Raw genomic sequence first — 17,560 nt, 5'->3', positions numbered from 1 at the left:
AACGACACGATAGAATAGAACCTCTTAGCAGTTCTTGCTCCCTGTGCGGGCTGCTGGGGGTGCCTGTTTCCATCGGGCTCAATGAGGTTGTCAACTACGCAATTAACCAAGTGAACGGCTAAATGAACAAACGCCTTCCTACTCGACAAAACGATCAAGATAAAGCGTCCTCCAGCGAGTTGCCGGAAGACATTCTCCATGATCGCGATTCAGCCGCTGAGAAAGAGGCGCCTGACGAGAGCGATGACCTGGATGCGGAGGATATCGAGGCAGGCGCAGATGGTATGGACGGCGCTGACGCAGTCGTAATCGTGGTCGATGGTGTCGATGAGCTGAAAAAAGTATTAGCGGCGGAGTTATCTACCGACACCACTCAGCACTACCTGAACCAGATCGGCACGCGACCGCTTCTCACTATTCCCGAAGAAGTGCATTTCGCCACTCTGGCTAAGCAAGGTGATTTTCCTGCCCGGCAAAAGATGATCGAACACAACTTAAGGTTGGTCGTTTCGATCGCTAAGCACTACATCAATAGGGGCGTTACTTTGCTCGACCTGATCGAGGAAGGAAATCTTGGTCTCATGCGTGCCATCGACAAGTTTGAGCCTGAGCGCGGTTTTCGGTTTTCTACTTATGCAACCTGGTGGATACGACAAAGCATTGAACGCGCGATCATGAATCAGGCCCGCACTGTGCGCTTGCCGGTTCACATGGTGCGCGAATTAAATCAAATCCTGCGTGCCAAATATCATCTGGAAGCACAGCATCATGACGGAAAAGATGCTAACGCGGAAGACATCGCGCATCTGGTAGGCCGTCCGGTGGATGAGGTACAGGCGGTTTTGGCGCTTTCGGAGCATGCCACGTCACTCGATGCTCCGCTCGATCAGGATCCGATGGCCAGTTTGATGGACTTGCTGCCGAGCGCCACGGAAGAGCACCCGGATGCTTGTGCCGAACAGAAAGAAACGTCCATTCTTGTACGGGTATGGCTGGAAAGACTAACAGACAAGCAGCGCAATGTGATCATGCGGCGTTTTGGACTGGACAATGACGACCCTTCTACTTTGGAAGAACTGGCGGTCGAAATCGGTGTCACCCGGGAGCGGGTCCGACAAATTCAGCAGGAAGCATTAGTAAAGCTGAAGCGCCTGCTGGGAGCAAAAGGAGTAGATAAGGACGCCTTTTTATAGTCCTCGACTTTTTGCCTTTCTTTTAGTCCGATGAATTACGCCGGTTTAACGCCGGATAGTCGTTATAATTCGCTCCTTTCCCGATCCTGATTCATTATTGTCCTTTCAAAACCGCTTTTCGCTTTTCCGGACGGCAACGCGAAGCGGTCCGCAACCGATTCGGGCGTGCACGATTCTGCGCCTTGGGGTTAAGCGTCCATGCAAGGGACGACATTAGCAAAGTATTTTATTTTTATGCATCAAGACATCACCATCGATATTAAATCGCTCGACATGGACGCACGTGGCATTGGTCACCTGCAAAATGAAGATGGCACACAAGGCAAAGTCATTTTTGTTGAGGGGGCGCTCCCCGGCGAAAACGTCAGCTTTCACTCATTTCGCAAAAAAAAGAAATGGGAATTCGCGACCATGACCGCCTTGCATCGGGAATCGGTATCGCGGATCAAACCACGCTGCCAGTTTTATGGGGTTTGCGGTGGCTGCGCGATGCAGCACTTGGAGCCAAGTGCCCAAGTTGCGATAAAGCAACGCGTCCTCGAAGACAATCTTTGGCATATTAGTAAAATCAAAGCTGATCTGATATTGCGCCCTTTATTTGGACCGACATGGGCATATCGCTACCGCGCCCGGATTTCAGTACGGAACGTGCCCAAAAAAGGTGGTGTTCTGGTTGGTTTTCACGAACGTAAATCCCCTTACGTCACCAACATGACTAGCTGCGAAATTTTGCCGGCGAACGTATCCGCTATGTTAGTGCCATTGCGGGGATTGATCGGCTCTCTCACCATCATTGAGCATTTGCCACAAATTGAATTAGCCGTGGGTGAAAACGCGCAAGGCGAGGTCACCGTAATGGTGTTGCGGATTATGGCGCCCTTAAGCAAAGAAGATGAGGTGAAGCTTAAGGCGTTCGCAGATGAATACGCCGTGCAATGGTGGCTTCAGACCGGTGCGCCGGAGACGGCAGCGCCGTTTTATCCTGCGCAAAGTGATTTGTATTACACCTTGCCCGAATTTAATGTACGCATGCCCTTTAAGCCCACCGATTTCACTCAGGTGAATCATCAGATTAATCGTGTCCTGGTAGCAAAAGCAATGCGCCTCCTCGGCGTACAGCCTGAAGAGCGGGTCGCTGATTTGTTTTGCGGCTTAGGAAATTTCACCTTGCCCCTGGCGACGTTAGTTCGCGAGGTGGTTGGCATCGAGGGAAGCGAAGCGTTAGTTGCGCGCTCCCGAGAAAATGCAATCGTCAATCAACTAGCAGAAAAAACGACTTTTTATTGCCGGAATCTTTTTGAGGCTACCACCGCAGATTTTATTGCGCTCGGCAAATTCGACCGCATGTTAATCGATCCGCCGCGTGATGGCGCAACGGCCGTTTGCTCCGCCATTATTGGTTTAGCAGAGTTACATCGAGACATGATGCCAAAGCGGATTGTCTACGTCTCGTGCAGCCCGTCGACCCTCGCGCGGGACGCGGGAACGCTGATTCAGGGCGGGTATCGGCTGTCGCAGGCGGGTGTGGTCAATATGTTCCCACACACTGCGCATGTGGAATCGATTGCGGTTTTCGACCTGGTGGAAGCGCTGACATAGTTGCTTAATGGCGCTTATTGGTGTTAAGTGTTGCTTAGTGTTGCTTAGTGTTGCTTAGTGATGCTTAGTGGTACTTGGCGGTATTTTTTTGAGGCCATTAACCCAGTTGGCGCTATTGCATCTTTAAATGCAAAAAGCCAACCGCATTAAGGTTGGCTTTTTGTTGAGTACTTTTTTTAGAGTGAACCTCTAAAATTGCGCTTAATTACGGTTGCCGCCGAAAATACCTAGCAATGACAACAAATTAACGAAAATATTATAAACATCAAGATAAATGCTTAACGTTGCCCGCACGTAGTTGGTTTCGCCGCCGTTGATAATTTGTTGTACATCATACAAAATATAAGCGGAAAAAATCGCGATGGCGATCACGGAAACCGCGAGGTAAAGAGCAGGTATCTGTAAAAAGATATTGGCGACACTTGCGACTATTATCACAATCACACCTGCAAATAGCCATTTCCCCAACCCGGAAAAGTCACGTTTTGAGACTGTCGCGATGGTCGCCATAACGCCAAAGACAATTCCCGTGCCACCGAACGCCATCATAATGAGCGTTCCGCCATTTGAAAATCGCAACGTATGTTCGATGAGTCGCGTGAGCATCAGGCCCATGAAAAATGTAAAGGCCAAGAGTACGACGACGCCCCAACCGGTATCTTTGGTTTTTTCAATTGCGTAAAAGAAACCAAAAGCAATCGCCATAAAGGCGATAAATCCGACCATCGGGCTGCCGGAAAATAAATTGAAATTGAGCTGGACGCCGACCCAGGCGCCGCCAATTGTTGGAATCATCGACAGTGCGAGAAGCCAATAGGTGTTACGCAATACGCGATTACGAACGCCACTGATACTTGCGGTGGTGCCCGTAGGCGCATAACGATGTGTTTGATTCGAATTCATGATTGCCCCTTTTAATTGCATGAACATAAGCAGGAAGTAGGATAGCACGTTGTAGTAAGACTATCTTTACTGCGGCGCGCGAGACTTGTACGGCGCTCGTCAGTTCAGACAATCTTTGGAACAAGAGGTTCGCCAAAGTGCCAGGCATGGTGCGTTATGGTTCTCTTTTCGGTGTTTCGTGGTAAAATCAAAGGTTGATTGGATTATAAATAAATCCGTCTAAAGCATGGCAATAATGCATGGATTTGCCAGGCGCAATTTCAGTTAATTTCGCATAGTGCTGTCTCAACGTATGTTTCAGAGGGCTTAAAGTTCTGTCACGCATGCTCCAGCGCTAATGCAGTTGAATACATTATTGAATAACTTATACCAGTTTGACCCTACTATTTTATTGGAGTTTTTTTAAATGGCAATTGAACGCACACTATCGATTATCAAACCAGACGCGGTCGCTAAGAACGTCATCGGACAAATTTACAGCCGTTTCGAAACAGCCGGCCTGAAAATCATTGCTGCGCGCATGATGCATCTGTCACGTGCTGAAGCGGAAGGTTTTTACGCTGTGCACGCTGCACGTCCATTCTTTAAGGATCTGGTTGATTTCATGATCTCCGGTCCTGTTATCGTGCAAGCATTGGAAGGCGAAAACGCCATCCTGACGCATCGTGACCTGATGGGCGCAACAGATCCAAAGAAGGCCGATAAAGGCACCATCCGTGCTGACTTCGCGGATTCGATCGACGCCAATGCAGTGCATGGCTCCGATGCTGCAGAGACCGCAGCTGTTGAAATCTCTTACTTTTTCCCAGCGTTGAACGTGTACTCACGTTAATTCGCAAAGAAGAATTAGTCAGGCATCAAAACGCTTTAAATCAGTATCAAGTTGTATTAAGCCGTGCAAAGAAGCACAGATAATTGATAAGTTAGTAATTCGTAGCACGTTGATTCGCCTGCGATATGCCTGTATGCATTCATTTGCACTCTTTTATATTTGCAGTCGTTTCAATAATTAGATGGAATCTGTCATGACAGCTCTCACCAACCTGCTGGATCTGGACCCTGCGCAACTTGTCGATTATTGCGGCGAGTTGGGTGAGAAGCCGTTTCGCGCGAAACAATTATTGCGTTGGATACACCAGTTCGGAGCACACGATTTCGATGCAATGACTGATCTGGCCAAGTCACTGCGCGACAAGCTGGCGACGCGTGCGATGATCGCCGCGCCCACTGTCATAAGTGATCACACCTCTACGGACGGAACCCGCAAGTGGCTGCTGGATGTAGGGCAGGGCAATGCGGTAGAAGCGGTATTCATCCCTGAAGAAAAACGCGGAACCTTGTGTATTTCCACGCAAGCAGGATGCGCTGTAAATTGCCGTTTTTGCTCCACTGGCAAGCAAGGTTTTAGTCGTAATCTCACCGTCGGGGAAATTATTGGCCAGTTGTGGATGGCGGAGTTTGAACTCCGCAAATCTAAAAATATTGAGCCAGGTCCAAAAGGCGAGCGTCAAATTACCAATGTGGTCATGATGGGTATGGGTGAACCTCTACTCAACTATGAACCCACAGTCACAGCCTTAAAACTCATGCTGGATGACAATGCATACGGCCTATCTCGTCGTCGCGTTACCTTGTCAACCAGTGGCGTAGTGCCCATGATCGACAAATTGTCGCAAGATTGCGCAGTAGCCCTGGCCGTTTCACTCCATGCGTCCAACGATGCGTTGCGGGACGGATTAGTACCACTAAATAAAAAATATCCGCTGCGCGAATTGATGGCTTCATGCCGTCGCTACCTCGAGTTTGCCCCGCGAGATTTTGTGACATTCGAATATTGTATGTTAGACGGCGTCAATGATAGCGACGCAAATGCACGTGAGTTGATTGCTTTGGTGCAGGGGCGCAACGGCAGTGAGGCTGTGTCTTGCAAATTTAATTTGATACCGTTTAATCCGTTCCCGGAGTCCGGTCTTAAACGGTCGAATAATCCGCGGATCAAAGCATTTGCGCAAATCCTCATGGACGCCAATATCGTCACCACGATCCGCAAGACGCGGGGCGACGATATTGACGCCGCCTGCGGCCAGCTCGCCGGCGAAGTTCAGGATCGTACCAAGGTTCAGGAACGGATGCAAAAAATGGCTGAATATCAACAGAAATTCGGTAAGAATTTTGGCCGTCTCGTTGAGGTATCTGAGTGAAACAACACTGCCGGAGTGTTTTCCTCATGGCAATCGCTGCCGCGCTTACATTGTTAGCGGGTTGCGCCACGACCTCGGGCGGTAATTCTGCAAATAACGGTGAATCGGGTGCCCGTCGCGAACTGGCAACCAATTCTGATTTAACCGATGCGCAGCGTCGTGCACGTATCCGTTTAGAATTGGCTGTCGGCTATTATGGACAGGGTCAATTGACCGTGGCGCTGGACGAGGTAAAACAGTCGCTCTCGTCGGATCCTCAATTTGCTGACGCATATAGTATGCGCGGGTTGATTTACATGGACATGGGTGAAACCGGACTTGCAGACGATAATCTGCAAAAGGCTCTCAAGCTGGCACCGGATAATCCCGATATTGCGAATAATTACGGCTGGTTTCTTTGCAAAAATGGGCGGGAAAAAGAGTCCATTGCTTATTTTCAAATGGCTTTAAATAGTCGGTCCTATCTTTCACCCGCCAAGGCACTCACCAACGCCGGCGTATGCAGCTTGAAAATGAAGGATAGTGTTAGCGCGGAGCGGTATTTTTTACAGGCGTTTCAGTTTGACGCCAGCAACCCTTTGACTAACGTGAATCTGGCTATGATGGCAGCAGGTCGCCGTGATGTTGAACATGCGCGCTTTTATATGGGCCTGGTTACCAAACAGGATGCACTTAATGCGGATGTATTATGGATCGGCATCAAGGTCGAACGTAAGTTAAATGATCGTGTGGCAGAAACAAATTTGGTGACGCAGTTGCGTCGAGTTTATCCAGGATCGGCAGAATATGCGTCCTATCAGCGCGGAGTTTTTGATGAGTGAGCCGGAACAAACGATTGCTAATACACCCGGCGAAGAAGTGCTTAAAAACAGTGATCAGGTAGCCGGTACGACACCGTCTGTCGGCCAGCAACTGGCGCATCGGCGTCAGCAACATGGCTGGTCTATAGACGATGTTGCCAATCAACTTAAGCTTGCACCTCGCCAAATTCAAGCGATTGAAGACGATAATTACGCGGCATTGCCCACGATTGTCATGACACGTGGATACATTCGCTCTTACGCAAAAATGTTAGGGCTGGATCCCGCAACGATTTTACCTAGCTCTGTGCCTGCTATGGCGGTGAAAGCACAGATATTGGGCCGACAACCGACCAGCGCGACGATTTTTTCTGAGTCGCGACTGTTGCTGGGAGGGCGCAACCGGGTTCGTTATAATTGGATATTTGGTGCCATCGTACTCGTATTGATCGGCATTTTGATGGCCGAATTTGGTGGATTCTCAGCATTACATCGCCCAACGGTGCAGTCCGCTTCCGCAGCTGTAGTGCCAGCCAGTGCGTCAGCAGGCGTGACGTCAAGTGCGCTAAGTGCGGCAAGCCATGAGGTCGCCGCTGTTGAGGGCGCGTTGGCTCCTGCCCTGGTGCCTTTAAATGCAGCTATCACCGCCCTGAAGCCCCAGGCGGAAGCCTCTGCTACCAATGGCGTTCCGGCAGCAGCAGCGGGAGCGAATCTTTTAAAGTTGACGTTCAAGCAGGATTCTTGGGTTGAAATAAAGCGCGCCGACAAAAATATACTTTTCTCACGCGTGGGCAAAGCCGGTAGTACGGAAACATTTGATATTGATCAACCGGTGTCGGTTGTCATTGGAAATCTGGCGGGCGTCGATGTCACTTTGCGTGGTGCGGCGATTGATCTGAAAGCCGGAACCAAAAATAATATTGCCCGACTGAATCTAAAATAATTCTGAAAGCGAATTTTCCATGTCGGACTTGAATCTTCCAATCGCTTCCGGCCCCGGTGCCCGCCGCATCAGCCGAGCCGCCGCGGTGTGTTATGGGACGCGTCAAATTATGATCGGCGGCGGCGCCCCGGTCGCAGTGCAGTCTATGACGAATACGGACACAGCGGATGCCATTGGGACCGCGATTCAAATTAAAGAACTCGCGCGTGCGGGCTCAGAGTTGGTTCGTATCACTGTAGATCGGCCGGAAGCCGCCGCGGCGGTACCTGCGATTCGGGAACAACTTGATAAGATGGGTATAGACGTTCCTTTGGTTGGCGACTTCCATTACAACGGTCATACCTTGCTAAACGACTATCCCGAGTGCGCTCAGGCGCTGTCTAAATATCGGATCAATCCTGGCAACGTTGGTAAAGGCGCGAAGCGCGATACGCAATTCGCCCAAATGATTGAAATAGCCTGCAAATACGATAAACCGGTACGTATCGGCGTTAATTGGGGAAGTTTGGATCAGGCCTTGCTGGCACGTATCATGGACGAAAACGCACAACGGCGCGATCCATGGGGCGCGCAGGCGGTCATGTACGAGGCATTAGTCACGTCGGCGATCGAAAATGCGAACCGTGCGGAAGAATTAGGCCTGGCAGCAAACCGTATCATCCTGTCGTGTAAAGTTTCAGGTGTGCAGGATTTGATTGCTGTATATCGCGAATTGGCACGGCGTTGCGATTATCCGTTGCATCTGGGGCTTACCGAAGCCGGTATGGGGAGCAAAGGTATCGTAGCCTCGACGGCGGCGTTATCGGTGCTTTTGCAGGAGGGAATCGGTGACACGGTCAGAATTTCACTGACGCCGGAACCGGGTGGCGATCGTACAAAAGAAGTTGTCGTGGCGCAAGAAATATTGCAAACGATGGGCTTGCGTAAATTTGCGCCCATGGTCATTGCTTGCCCAGGATGTGGTCGCACAACCTCGACGGTATTTCAGGATTTGGCGGATAAAATTCAGACTTACTTGCGAGATCAGATGCCGGTGTGGAAAAAAGCTTACCCCGGGGTTGAAGGAATGAACGTTGCAGTCATGGGCTGTATCGTTAACGGCCCGGGAGAGTCGAAACATGCCAACATCGGGATCAGTTTGCCCGGTACGGGCGAATCGCCTGCAGCGCCGGTTTTTATTGACGGCGAGAAAAAGATGACCTTGCGCGGAGAGCGAATCGCAGAGGAGTTTCAGAGTATCGTATTGGATTATGTACAAAAACGCTATTCCAGGCAGCCTTCGGGGCAAATCTAGGGGGAGAAAAATCCCGACGAGGTTTTAAAACTGGCAATAGAGCGTCGAACAATAATTACCTAAAGTAGATGACCATGGCAAAACTGCCGGGTGTCGCTAAGGTCGTTAGCGACCTGTTTCCATCAAATTAATGAATATTCAAGTGAGCGCCAAGAAGAATGTCCGAACCTAAAAAAGTTGAAAAAATTGTTGGCGTAAAAGGGATGAATGACATTCTGCCTGCGGACGCGGCATTATGGGAATTGTTCGAAAATACCGTTGAATCGGTCCTGAAAAGCTATGGCTTTCAGCGAATTCGCACACCTATCGTCGAGCCGACTGCGTTGTTTTCACGGGGTCTCGGTGCAGTTACCGACATCGTCGAAAAAGAAATGTACTCATTTACCGATTCGATGAACGGTGACAATCTGACGCTGCGCCCGGAAAGTACCGCTAGTGTGGTGCGCGCTGCCATTGAGCATAACTTGACCTATGATGGCCCAAAGCGTCTGTGGTATAGCGGGCCAATGTTCCGCCATGAACGTCCGCAACGTGGGCGCTATCGCCAGTTCCACCAGGTTGGTGCCGAGGCTATTGGCTTCACTGGACCGGATGTCGACGCAGAATTGATTATGCTTTGTCAGCGGTTGTGGGACGATCTGGGCCTTGATAATATCAAACTCGAATTAAATTCAATCGGCGATGCCGAAGAGCGAAACCGCCATCGCGTCGATCTGATTGCCTATTTTGAACAGCACAAAGACTTACTGGACGCCGACGCGCAACGTCGTCTGCATTCTAATCCTTTGCGTATTCTCGATACGAAAAATCCCGCCATGCAAGATATGGTAAACGGGGCACCGCAATTGTTGAGCTATCTGGGAGAGGAGTCGCGGGCCCATTTTGACGGCGTACAGAAAATACTCAACCATAACAATATTCCCTTCACCATCAATCCGCGCCTGGTGCGCGGCATGGATTATTACAATCGCACCGTATTTGAATGGGTAACTGATCAGCTCGGTTCCCAGGGCACGGTCTGCGGCGGCGGTCGTTATGATCCGCTGGTCGAAATGTTTGGCGGTAAACCGACGCCAGCTTGCGGTTTTGCGATGGGTGTAGAGCGTTTATTGGAATTGATGCGCGCAAGCGGTGAACCTGTGACGCGTAACGAATGCGACGTCTATCTGGTGCATCAAGGTGAAGCTGCGCAATTACAATCGTTCGTACTCGCTGAGCGTTTGCGTAGTGCCGGGTTGGATGTTGTGCTACATTGCGCTTCGGCAAACTCCGGTGGTAGTTTTAAATCACAGATGAAGCGGGCGGACGCGAGCGGCGCAGCCTATGCCGTTATTATTGGCGAAGACGAAGTCGCAAATAATACCGCCGCAGTCAAAGTACTTCGTGCCGAAATTGGTACTAAAGAGGATGGCAGTAATCAGGCCATCGTGCCCTTTGATGGCGTTCCTGATTATCTGGTTGATCAGATCGTCGGAAACGACGACCATGGACACGACCATGATCACCAACACGTTCACTATCACCATTAAAGTAAATTATTATGGCATTTAATCTCGAAGAGCAAGAACAGTTAGCAACCATTAATGACTGGTGGCGAAAATACGGAAGCCTTGTGACATGGGTGGTGATCATCGCGCTCGCGGGTTATGCTGGCTGGGGTGGCTGGAAGTACTACCAAAACAGCCAGGCAGCGCAAGCCTCGCAATTATATGAGGAGCTGCAAAAAGCAGTGGGCGCAAAAGATAACGCTAAAGTACAGCGCGCGACAGCAGATATGCAACAAAAATTCAGCGGCACCGCCTATGCAGAGATGGCCGGAATGACTGCTGCGAAGGCCGCTTTTGACGCCAATGACCTGAATGGTGCCAAGACGCAATTGCAGTGGGTGATTGATCACGGCCAACAAGAGGAATATAAGACAATCGCCAAAATTCGCCTCGCAGGTATCTTGCTCGATCAAAATGCTTACGACGAAGGGCTCAAAGTTCTATCGGGTGATGTAACGCCAGAATTCGCGGGTGCCGTGGCAGATCGCAAGGGCGACATTCTGGTTGCGCAAAATAAGCTGGATGAGGCGCGTGTTGCGTACCAGTTCGCCATTGACAAGACAACCCAAGGTGGTCCCGGACGGCAACTGATTCAAATAAAGCTTGATGCGATTGGTGGAGCGCCGGCAAGGGCCGCTGCCTGATTTGTTTAATAGCTTCCGATGATTCGTAAAAATTTATACCAGTTTCAAGATTCGCTCAGAAAATTTTCGCATAAAAGGAAGCAAATGCAGAAACTGCAAAAAGTCCGTACAGCTATAAAATTTGCATGTGCTGGTGCGGTAGTGGCGTTATCAGGTTGTTCTTTATTCGGTAGCAAAGCGCCTAGCAATCCACCCGCGGCGCTGGTTGCGTTCAAACAGGTTACCGCAGTGCGGACCGCCTGGACGGCATCAGTAGGGGATGCCGGAACGTATACTTTTTCCCCCGCGACATCAGGAACAAGCGTGTACGCGGCGTCGGCGGATGGTGCTGTTACCCGTATCGACGCGACGACCGGCGTACCGGTGTGGCGAATCAATGCCGGGATGAAATTGACAGCCGGTGTCGGCACCGATGGTTTTTTTGTCGCAGTCGCTGGTGAAAAGGGCGCTGTATTGGTCTATGATGCAGAAGGGAAACTGCGTTGGAAAGCGCAAGCATCAAGCGAGATATTGTCGTCGCCCGCAGTTGGCCAGGGTTTGGTCATAGTGCGCAGCCTCGATAATCGGATTTCTGCGTATGACGTTGAGACCGGCGAGCGTAAATGGACAGCACAACGTAGCGTTCCGTCGCTCACTTTGCGCTCTGCGCCAGGGATTCTTATTGTGCCGCAAGCCGCTTTTGTTGCGTTACCTGGCGGTCGTTTGTCAGCATTGAATCTGACCAACGGCGGACCCTGGTGGGAAATGGCGATCGGCGATCCTCGTGGAACGACCGAACTGGAGCGGGTAGCCGACGCTTCCGGTATGCCACTGTTGATCGGTCATGACATCTGCGCGGTAGCGTATCAAGGCCGTGTTGGATGTTTCGATGCTGGCTCGGGTGCAGCACATTGGGTTAAAAACTTTTCCAGCGATGTCGGCGTAGGTGGAGATGACCAACATCTGTATGCCGCTGACGAGCATGGCGGAGTAAGCGCATTTGCCGTTGGTAGCGGGACCCCTGAGTGGAACAATACAGAACTGGCTAATCGGCGCCTGTCTAGTCCTGCAGTATTGGGTGAAACGGTCGTCGTCGGCGATTTCGAAGGGTATATTCATTTCTTGTCACGTGCAAATGGGACATTGGTCGGTCGTGTTCGTGCCGATAAAAGCGCGGTTCTGCCCAATGCCGTTGTAGTGGGCTCGAATGTAATTTTTCAAACTAAATCAGGGACATTGATCGCATTAGCGACAGAGTAACAACTTAATGAAGCCAGTAATCGCACTTGTAGGACGCCCGAACGTCGGTAAATCGACTCTATTCAACCGCATGACGCGCTCGCGTGATGCGTTGGTTGCCGATATGCCTGGTCTGACCCGTGACCGCCATTATGGCGAAGGTCGTATGGGCGAGCGGCCATTTTTGGTCATTGATACCGGTGGTTTCGAGCCGGTAGCTAAAGATGGCATCATGCATGAAATGGCGAAGCAGACCAAACAAGCGGTGGCCGAAGCGGACGTCGTGATTTTTATCGTAGACGGCCGCCAGGGCTTGACTCCACACGACAAGACCATCACTGATTTCTTGCGCAAGTCCGGCCGGTCAGTCATGTTGGTCGTGAATAAGTCCGAGGGGATGAAATATACCTCTGTCACGGCAGAATTTTACGAACTAGGTCTGGGCGACCCATATGTTATTTCGGCTGCCCATGGCGACGGCGTTGGAGATCTGGTCGAAGAATCGCTCGATCTGGCTTTTGCGCAACGCCCTCCTGAGGTGGAAGAACCGGTCAGTAAAGAAAGAAGTATCAAAATTGCGATTGTCGGCCGTCCGAACGTCGGTAAGTCAACGCTGGTAAACACCTTGCTTGGCGAAGAGCGCGTAATTGCGTTTGACATGCCGGGAACGACCCGTGATTCTATCGAAATTCCTTTCGAGCGCGACGGTACGCAATACACTTTGATCGACACCGCAGGTATCCGCCGACGCGGCAAGGTTTTTGAGGCGATTGAGAAGTTTTCCGTGGTGAAAACCCTCCAGTCAATATCTGAAGCCAATGTAGTATTGCTGCTATTGGATGCACAACAGGACATTTCGGAACAAGACGCGCACATCGCCGGATTTATTTTGGAAACCGGCCGTGCACTGGTAGTCGGTATCAATAAGTGGGATGGCCTGACCAGTGAACGCCGCGATGAAATCAAAATTGATCTTGACCGCAAGCTCAATTTTCTTTCATTTGCCAAGTTTCATTACATTTCAGCTTTGAAGTCGACCGGTATTGCGCCACTGATGAAATCAGTCGACGCTGCATACGCTGCAGCGATGTCAAATTTGACTACGCCAAAACTGACGAGAGCATTGTTGGAAGCTGTTGAACATCAACAACCCCGACGCAAGGGTTCAATTCGTCCTAAACTGCGTTATGCGCATCAGGGCGGCATGAATCCGCCGATCGTCGTGATACACGGCAATTCACTTGAAGCGATTGACGCCAACTACAGGCGCTATCTCGAAAAATACTTTCGTGAAACTTTTTCACTAATTGGGACTCCATTACGTATCGAGTTCAAGTCAGGGAAAAACCCGTTTGCGCGTCCGATAAAATAGTTCGTTGGCAGTAATGTGAGAAATCGTTTACATTCGTCATACACCACCTAGTCATTCAAGGTAGCTCCGCCAATATAGGCAGGGTCTGTTTGACTTCTAATCACAACAACATAGTGGAGTAGCCATGAGTAATAAAGGGCAATTGTTACAAGACCCGTTCCTAAACGCCTTACGTAAAGAACACGTTCCGGTATCGATTTATTTAGTAAACGGTATTAAGCTTCAAGGCCATATTGAATCGTTTGACCAATATGTTGTGCTCTTGCGCAATACCGTCACGCAGATGGTATACAAGCACGCCATTTCGACCGTTGTTCCTGCACGAGCTGTGACGCTTAATCTTGAAGCAGATTCAGAGTAACCAATCGCTGTCCTTCTGGGCAGCTTTTCGACTCCTCCCATGCGCGCCGCTTTAGTTGGCGTGGACTTCGGTAAAGGTGACTTTGCCGCAAGTCTGGAAGAATTATCCTTGCTCGCGAAATCGGCAGGAGCGATGCCAATCATCACCATCACCGGAAGGCGAGGGTCTCCTGACGCTGCGTTATTCGTCGGTTCAGGCAAGGCGCAGGAAGTCGCTGACGCGGTGCTGGATGAAGAACTTGAGATTGTTATTTTCAACCATGCCTTGTCTCCGGCGCAGCAACGTAATCTTGAGCGCGTATTGAAAGTGCGGGTACTTGACCGCACCAGCTTGATTTTAGACATTTTCGCCCAACGTGCCAAGAGTCATGAAGGGAAAGTGCAGGTTGAGTTGGCGCAACTCCAGCATTTGGCGACGCGCCTCATCCGAGGCTGGACCCATCTTGAACGTCAGAAGGGTGGGATCGGACTGCGCGGGCCCGGAGAAACGCAACTTGAGACGGATCGCCGTTTGATTGGGGATCGTGTCAAGGCGTTACGTGGTCGGTTAGAAAAACTGCATCGGCAACATGCAACCCAACGACGGGCACGTGGCCGCAGCAACGTACCTTCAATTTCCCTGGTTGGCTATACCAATGCCGGGAAATCGACTTTGTTTAATGCTTTGTCGAAAGCTGGCGTGTACGCTGCGGATCAATTATTCGCGACGCTGGATACCACTTCACGCAAAATCTACCTTGGTGAAGGTGCCAATGTAGTGATCTCCGATACCGTGGGTTTTATTCGTGAATTGCCGCATCAACTGGTCGCTGCATTCAGGGCAACGCTCGAAGAAACTATTCATGCAGATTTGTTGCTTCACGTAGTGGATGCTGCCAGTCCAACCCGACTGGAACAAATTGAACAGGTTAACCTCGTCTTGAAAGAGATCGGCGCTGATCATATTCCCCAGATTCTCGTGTGGAACAAGATTGATGCCGCCGAGTTGGAGCCGGGGATAGAGCGCAATGAGTATGATAAAATCCAGCGTGTTTTTATAAGCGCGCAAACTGGTGCAGGTCTGAATTTAATGCGCCAGGCTATTACAGAATTTGTGACAGACAGCAATGCGGCGAGGGTCGAACAACACCACGGTGAAGGTAATACCCAGGATTCGCAGATAAAACGCCTCTAACGAGCATTCCAACCTATTTCTATACCGGATCACGATCGAATGCTTGGTTCTATATTAAAAAAATTTGGTGTCAAATTTTCGCTGAACGACCCGCAGTGGGGCCGTAATTCGCAAAACGATAACCAACAAAACAACGACGGCAAAAAGCCGAACAACGGCCCCCCGGATCTCGACCAGTTATGGCGTGACTTCAACCAACGTATCAATCGTTTTTTTGGTAACAAAAATAACGGTGGTGGTAGCGGTGGTGATGCCGGCGGTAGCGGCGGTAGCGGTTTTCCTACGGGAAAAAGCGCTGGCGTTGGCGCCGGCGTCATTGCGGTCATCGTTGTTTTTCTTTGGTTGGCTAGCGGTTTTTTCACTGTTCAGGAAGGCCAGACCGGCGTCGTAATGACGTTTGGCAAATATAGCCATTCAACGATGGCGGGTTTTAACTGGCGCTGGCCGTATCCGATTCAAAGTCATGAAATTGTTAACGTTTCAGGTGTTCGGACAATCGAAGTCGGTTATCGTGCAAATGCTAAAAATAAGCAGCCGAAAGAGGCACTGATGCTGACTGAAGATGAAAATATCATCGATATTCAGTTTGCCGTTCAGTACAAACTCAAAAATGCCGCCGATTGGCTCTTCAAGATTCGGAATCCGGAAGAAACTGTGCGTCAGGTGGCCGAAGCGTCAATTCGTGAAATTGTCGGTAAAAGCCAAATGGATTTCGTGCTGTACGAAGGGCGTGAAAAAGTCGCTTTGGATGTCGGTCAGTTAATGCAACAAATTCTGGATCATTATCAAAGCGGAGTGCAAGTCACCAATGTCACTATGCAGGGCGTACAACCGCCTGAGCAAGTGCAGGCGGCTTTTGATGATGCAGTGAAAGCCGGACAAGATCGTGAACGTCAAAAAAATGAAGGGCAGGCTTACGCAAATGACGTAATTCCTAAGGCACGCGGCGCAGCTTCGCGCTTGCTGCAGGAAGCTGAGGCTTATAGCGCCCGAGTAACGGCAAATGCAGAGGGTGATGCATCACGTTTCAAACAAGTGCTGACGGAATATCAGAAAGCACCGGCTGTCACGCGTGATCGAATGTATTTGGATACCATGCAACAGATTTTTGCAAATACGACTAAAGTCATGATCGATGCCAAGAGCGGAAACAATTTATTGTATTTGCCATTGGACAAGTTGATCGCTCAATCAGTAGCAACGGGTGCTGTTGGGAATGCAATGCCAAATACAGGTTCCACAGGAGTCAGTCCAGCGACTGCGCCGGTAGTTCCCGTAAAGGAGAGTGATGCGCAGGCAGTCATTGACTCGCGTTCCCGTGACAATCGTGATCGGGAGAGCCGCTAATGAATCGCTTAATATCTCTCGCAGTTGGCGTGTTTATCGTGTTGGGATTGCTGCTTTCGACCGTGTACGTGGTCGATCAGCGCCAGTACGGGATTTTGTTTGCTTTCGGTGAAGTCAAGCAGGTCATCAACGAACCGGGCTTGCATTTTAAATTGCCGGCTCCGTTTCAAAACGTTGTGTTCCTCGATAAGCGGATCTTGACGATTGACCCTCCTGAAGCCGATCGGTTTATCACTGCCGAGAAGAAAAATATCCTGATCGACGCTTTTGTGAAATGGCGCATCACCGATCCGAAATTGTTTTTTGTCAGCTTTGGTGTAGACGAACAACGTGCTCAAGACCGTATGTCGCAGATTGTCAAAGCGGCATTGAACGAAGAAATTACCAAACGTACAGTGCGTGAAGTTATTTCCGGTGAGCGTGGCAAGGTGATGGATGCGCTGCGTAAGAAGGTCGCGGAAGAGGCCAGACAAATCGGCGTTGATATTGTTGACGTGCGATTGAAGCGAGTCGATTACGTTGATCAGATCAATGCGTCAGTGTATGACCGGATGAAGTCTGAGCGTGCTCGTGTTGCTAATGAATTACGTTCGACCGGTTTTGCTGAGTCGGAGAAAATTCGGGCTGATGCGGATAAACAACGCACCGTGATTTTGGCAGAAGCTTATCGTGATGCAGAAAATATGCGAGGCGAGGGTGATGCCAAAGCTTCACAGACTTATGCACAAGCGTTTGGGAAAAGTCCGGAATTCTATAAGTTTTATCGTAGTTTGGAAGCCTATCGCGCCAGCTTTAAAAGTCGTCATGACCTGATGGTGATTGATCCGAATTCGGAATTCTTCAAGTATTTTAAGAGTCCGGGAGTGGCTTCTACCAAATAAGTTAATAGTTTGAAGACTCAATTTTAAAAGATTACCTGACGTTAAGTTTTAGTAGCCTGTCATCTCAGGTGACGGTTACTAAAG

Annotated in this window: 16 protein-coding genes; 15 read left to right on the top strand and 1 reads right to left on the bottom strand. The window is 50.0% G+C overall.

Features of this window, described 5'->3' with window-relative positions; all coding sequences use genetic code 11:
• Positions 1 to 122: 122 nt before the first annotated feature.
• Positions 123 to 1,193: an RNA polymerase sigma factor RpoS gene (gene rpoS / locus JQN73_RS01510; RefSeq protein ID WP_205321341.1), complete on the top strand. Its 1,071-nt coding sequence runs from the start codon at positions 123 to 125 to the stop codon at positions 1,191 to 1,193.
• 234 nt (positions 1,194 to 1,427) lie between these two features.
• Entirely contained in the window at positions 1,428 to 2,792 is a 1,365-nt protein-coding gene (gene rlmD, locus JQN73_RS01505; RefSeq protein WP_205321340.1) for a 23S rRNA (uracil(1939)-C(5))-methyltransferase RlmD, read from the top strand.
• A gap of 201 nt (positions 2,793 to 2,993) precedes the next feature.
• On the opposite strand, the gene JQN73_RS01500 is transcribed toward rlmD, so the two are convergent.
• Entirely contained in the window at positions 2,994 to 3,695 is a 702-nt protein-coding gene (locus tag JQN73_RS01500) for a Bax inhibitor-1/YccA family protein (RefSeq protein ID WP_240162384.1), read from the bottom strand.
• 406 nt (positions 3,696 to 4,101) lie between these two features.
• On the opposite strand from JQN73_RS01500, the gene ndk reads away from it, so the two are divergent.
• The 13 genes from ndk (at position 4,102) to hflC (ending at position 17,476) form a co-directional block, all read left to right on the top strand.
• Positions 4,102 to 4,527, top strand: a complete 426-nt coding sequence (gene ndk / locus JQN73_RS01495) for a nucleoside-diphosphate kinase (RefSeq protein WP_205321338.1) — start codon at positions 4,102 to 4,104, stop codon at positions 4,525 to 4,527.
• A gap of 193 nt (positions 4,528 to 4,720) precedes the next feature.
• On the top strand, positions 4,721 to 5,896 hold the full coding sequence (gene rlmN / locus JQN73_RS01490; RefSeq protein WP_205321337.1) for a 23S rRNA (adenine(2503)-C(2))-methyltransferase RlmN: 1,176 nt from the start codon (positions 4,721 to 4,723) through the stop codon (positions 5,894 to 5,896).
• 26 nt (positions 5,897 to 5,922) lie between these two features.
• Positions 5,923 to 6,717 (top strand): type IV pilus biogenesis/stability protein PilW, encoded by a 795-nt coding sequence (pilW, locus tag JQN73_RS01485; RefSeq protein WP_205321336.1) that lies wholly within the window; start codon positions 5,923 to 5,925, stop codon positions 6,715 to 6,717.
• The gene (locus tag JQN73_RS01480; RefSeq protein ID WP_205321335.1) at positions 6,683 to 7,639 is read left to right on the top strand and encodes a RodZ domain-containing protein; all 957 of its coding nucleotides are present in this window, start codon (positions 6,683 to 6,685) and stop codon (positions 7,637 to 7,639) included. The genes pilW and JQN73_RS01480 overlap by 35 nt, the downstream gene beginning before the upstream one ends.
• A 19-nt stretch (positions 7,640 to 7,658) precedes the next feature.
• Complete coding sequence (gene ispG / locus JQN73_RS01475; protein ID WP_205321334.1) at positions 7,659 to 8,933, top strand: flavodoxin-dependent (E)-4-hydroxy-3-methylbut-2-enyl-diphosphate synthase; 1,275 nt, start codon at positions 7,659 to 7,661, stop codon at positions 8,931 to 8,933.
• Between the two features lie 158 nt (positions 8,934 to 9,091).
• Positions 9,092 to 10,462, top strand: a complete 1,371-nt coding sequence (hisS, locus tag JQN73_RS01470; RefSeq protein WP_205321333.1) for a histidine--tRNA ligase — start codon at positions 9,092 to 9,094, stop codon at positions 10,460 to 10,462.
• Positions 10,463 to 10,473: 11 nt separating this feature from the next.
• Entirely contained in the window at positions 10,474 to 11,124 is a 651-nt protein-coding gene (locus JQN73_RS01465) for a tetratricopeptide repeat protein (protein WP_205321332.1), read from the top strand.
• An 84-nt stretch (positions 11,125 to 11,208) separates the two neighbouring features.
• Entirely contained in the window at positions 11,209 to 12,363 is a 1,155-nt protein-coding gene (gene bamB / locus JQN73_RS01460; RefSeq protein WP_205321331.1) for an outer membrane protein assembly factor BamB, read from the top strand.
• A gap of 7 nt (positions 12,364 to 12,370) precedes the next feature.
• Complete coding sequence (gene der, locus JQN73_RS01455) at positions 12,371 to 13,714, top strand: ribosome biogenesis GTPase Der (protein ID WP_205321330.1); 1,344 nt, start codon at positions 12,371 to 12,373, stop codon at positions 13,712 to 13,714.
• Between the two features lie 124 nt (positions 13,715 to 13,838).
• A complete protein-coding gene (gene hfq / locus JQN73_RS01450) occupies positions 13,839 to 14,075 on the top strand; it encodes an RNA chaperone Hfq (RefSeq protein ID WP_205321329.1) in 237 nt (78 codons plus the stop codon).
• 39 nt (positions 14,076 to 14,114) lie between these two features.
• Positions 14,115 to 15,248 carry a GTPase HflX gene (gene hflX, locus JQN73_RS01445; RefSeq protein WP_205321328.1) on the top strand — a complete coding sequence of 378 codons (1,134 nt, stop codon included), beginning with the start codon at positions 14,115 to 14,117 and terminating at the stop codon, positions 15,246 to 15,248.
• A gap of 39 nt (positions 15,249 to 15,287) precedes the next feature.
• Positions 15,288 to 16,595, top strand: a complete 1,308-nt coding sequence (gene hflK / locus JQN73_RS01440; RefSeq protein ID WP_205321327.1) for an FtsH protease activity modulator HflK — start codon at positions 15,288 to 15,290, stop codon at positions 16,593 to 16,595.
• Positions 16,595 to 17,476, top strand: coding sequence for a protease modulator HflC (gene hflC / locus JQN73_RS01435; protein WP_205321326.1), 882 nt, complete (start codon positions 16,595 to 16,597; stop codon positions 17,474 to 17,476). Before hflK ends, hflC begins: the two co-directional genes overlap by 1 nt.
• Positions 17,477 to 17,560 lie beyond the last annotated feature (84 nt).

This window comes from Glaciimonas sp. PAMC28666 (assembly GCF_016917355.1).
Classification (GTDB): domain Bacteria; phylum Pseudomonadota; class Gammaproteobacteria; order Burkholderiales; family Burkholderiaceae_D; genus Glaciimonas.
The sequence above is the reverse complement of the archived record's forward strand: the minus strand, read 5'-3'. Positions and strand labels throughout refer to the sequence as shown.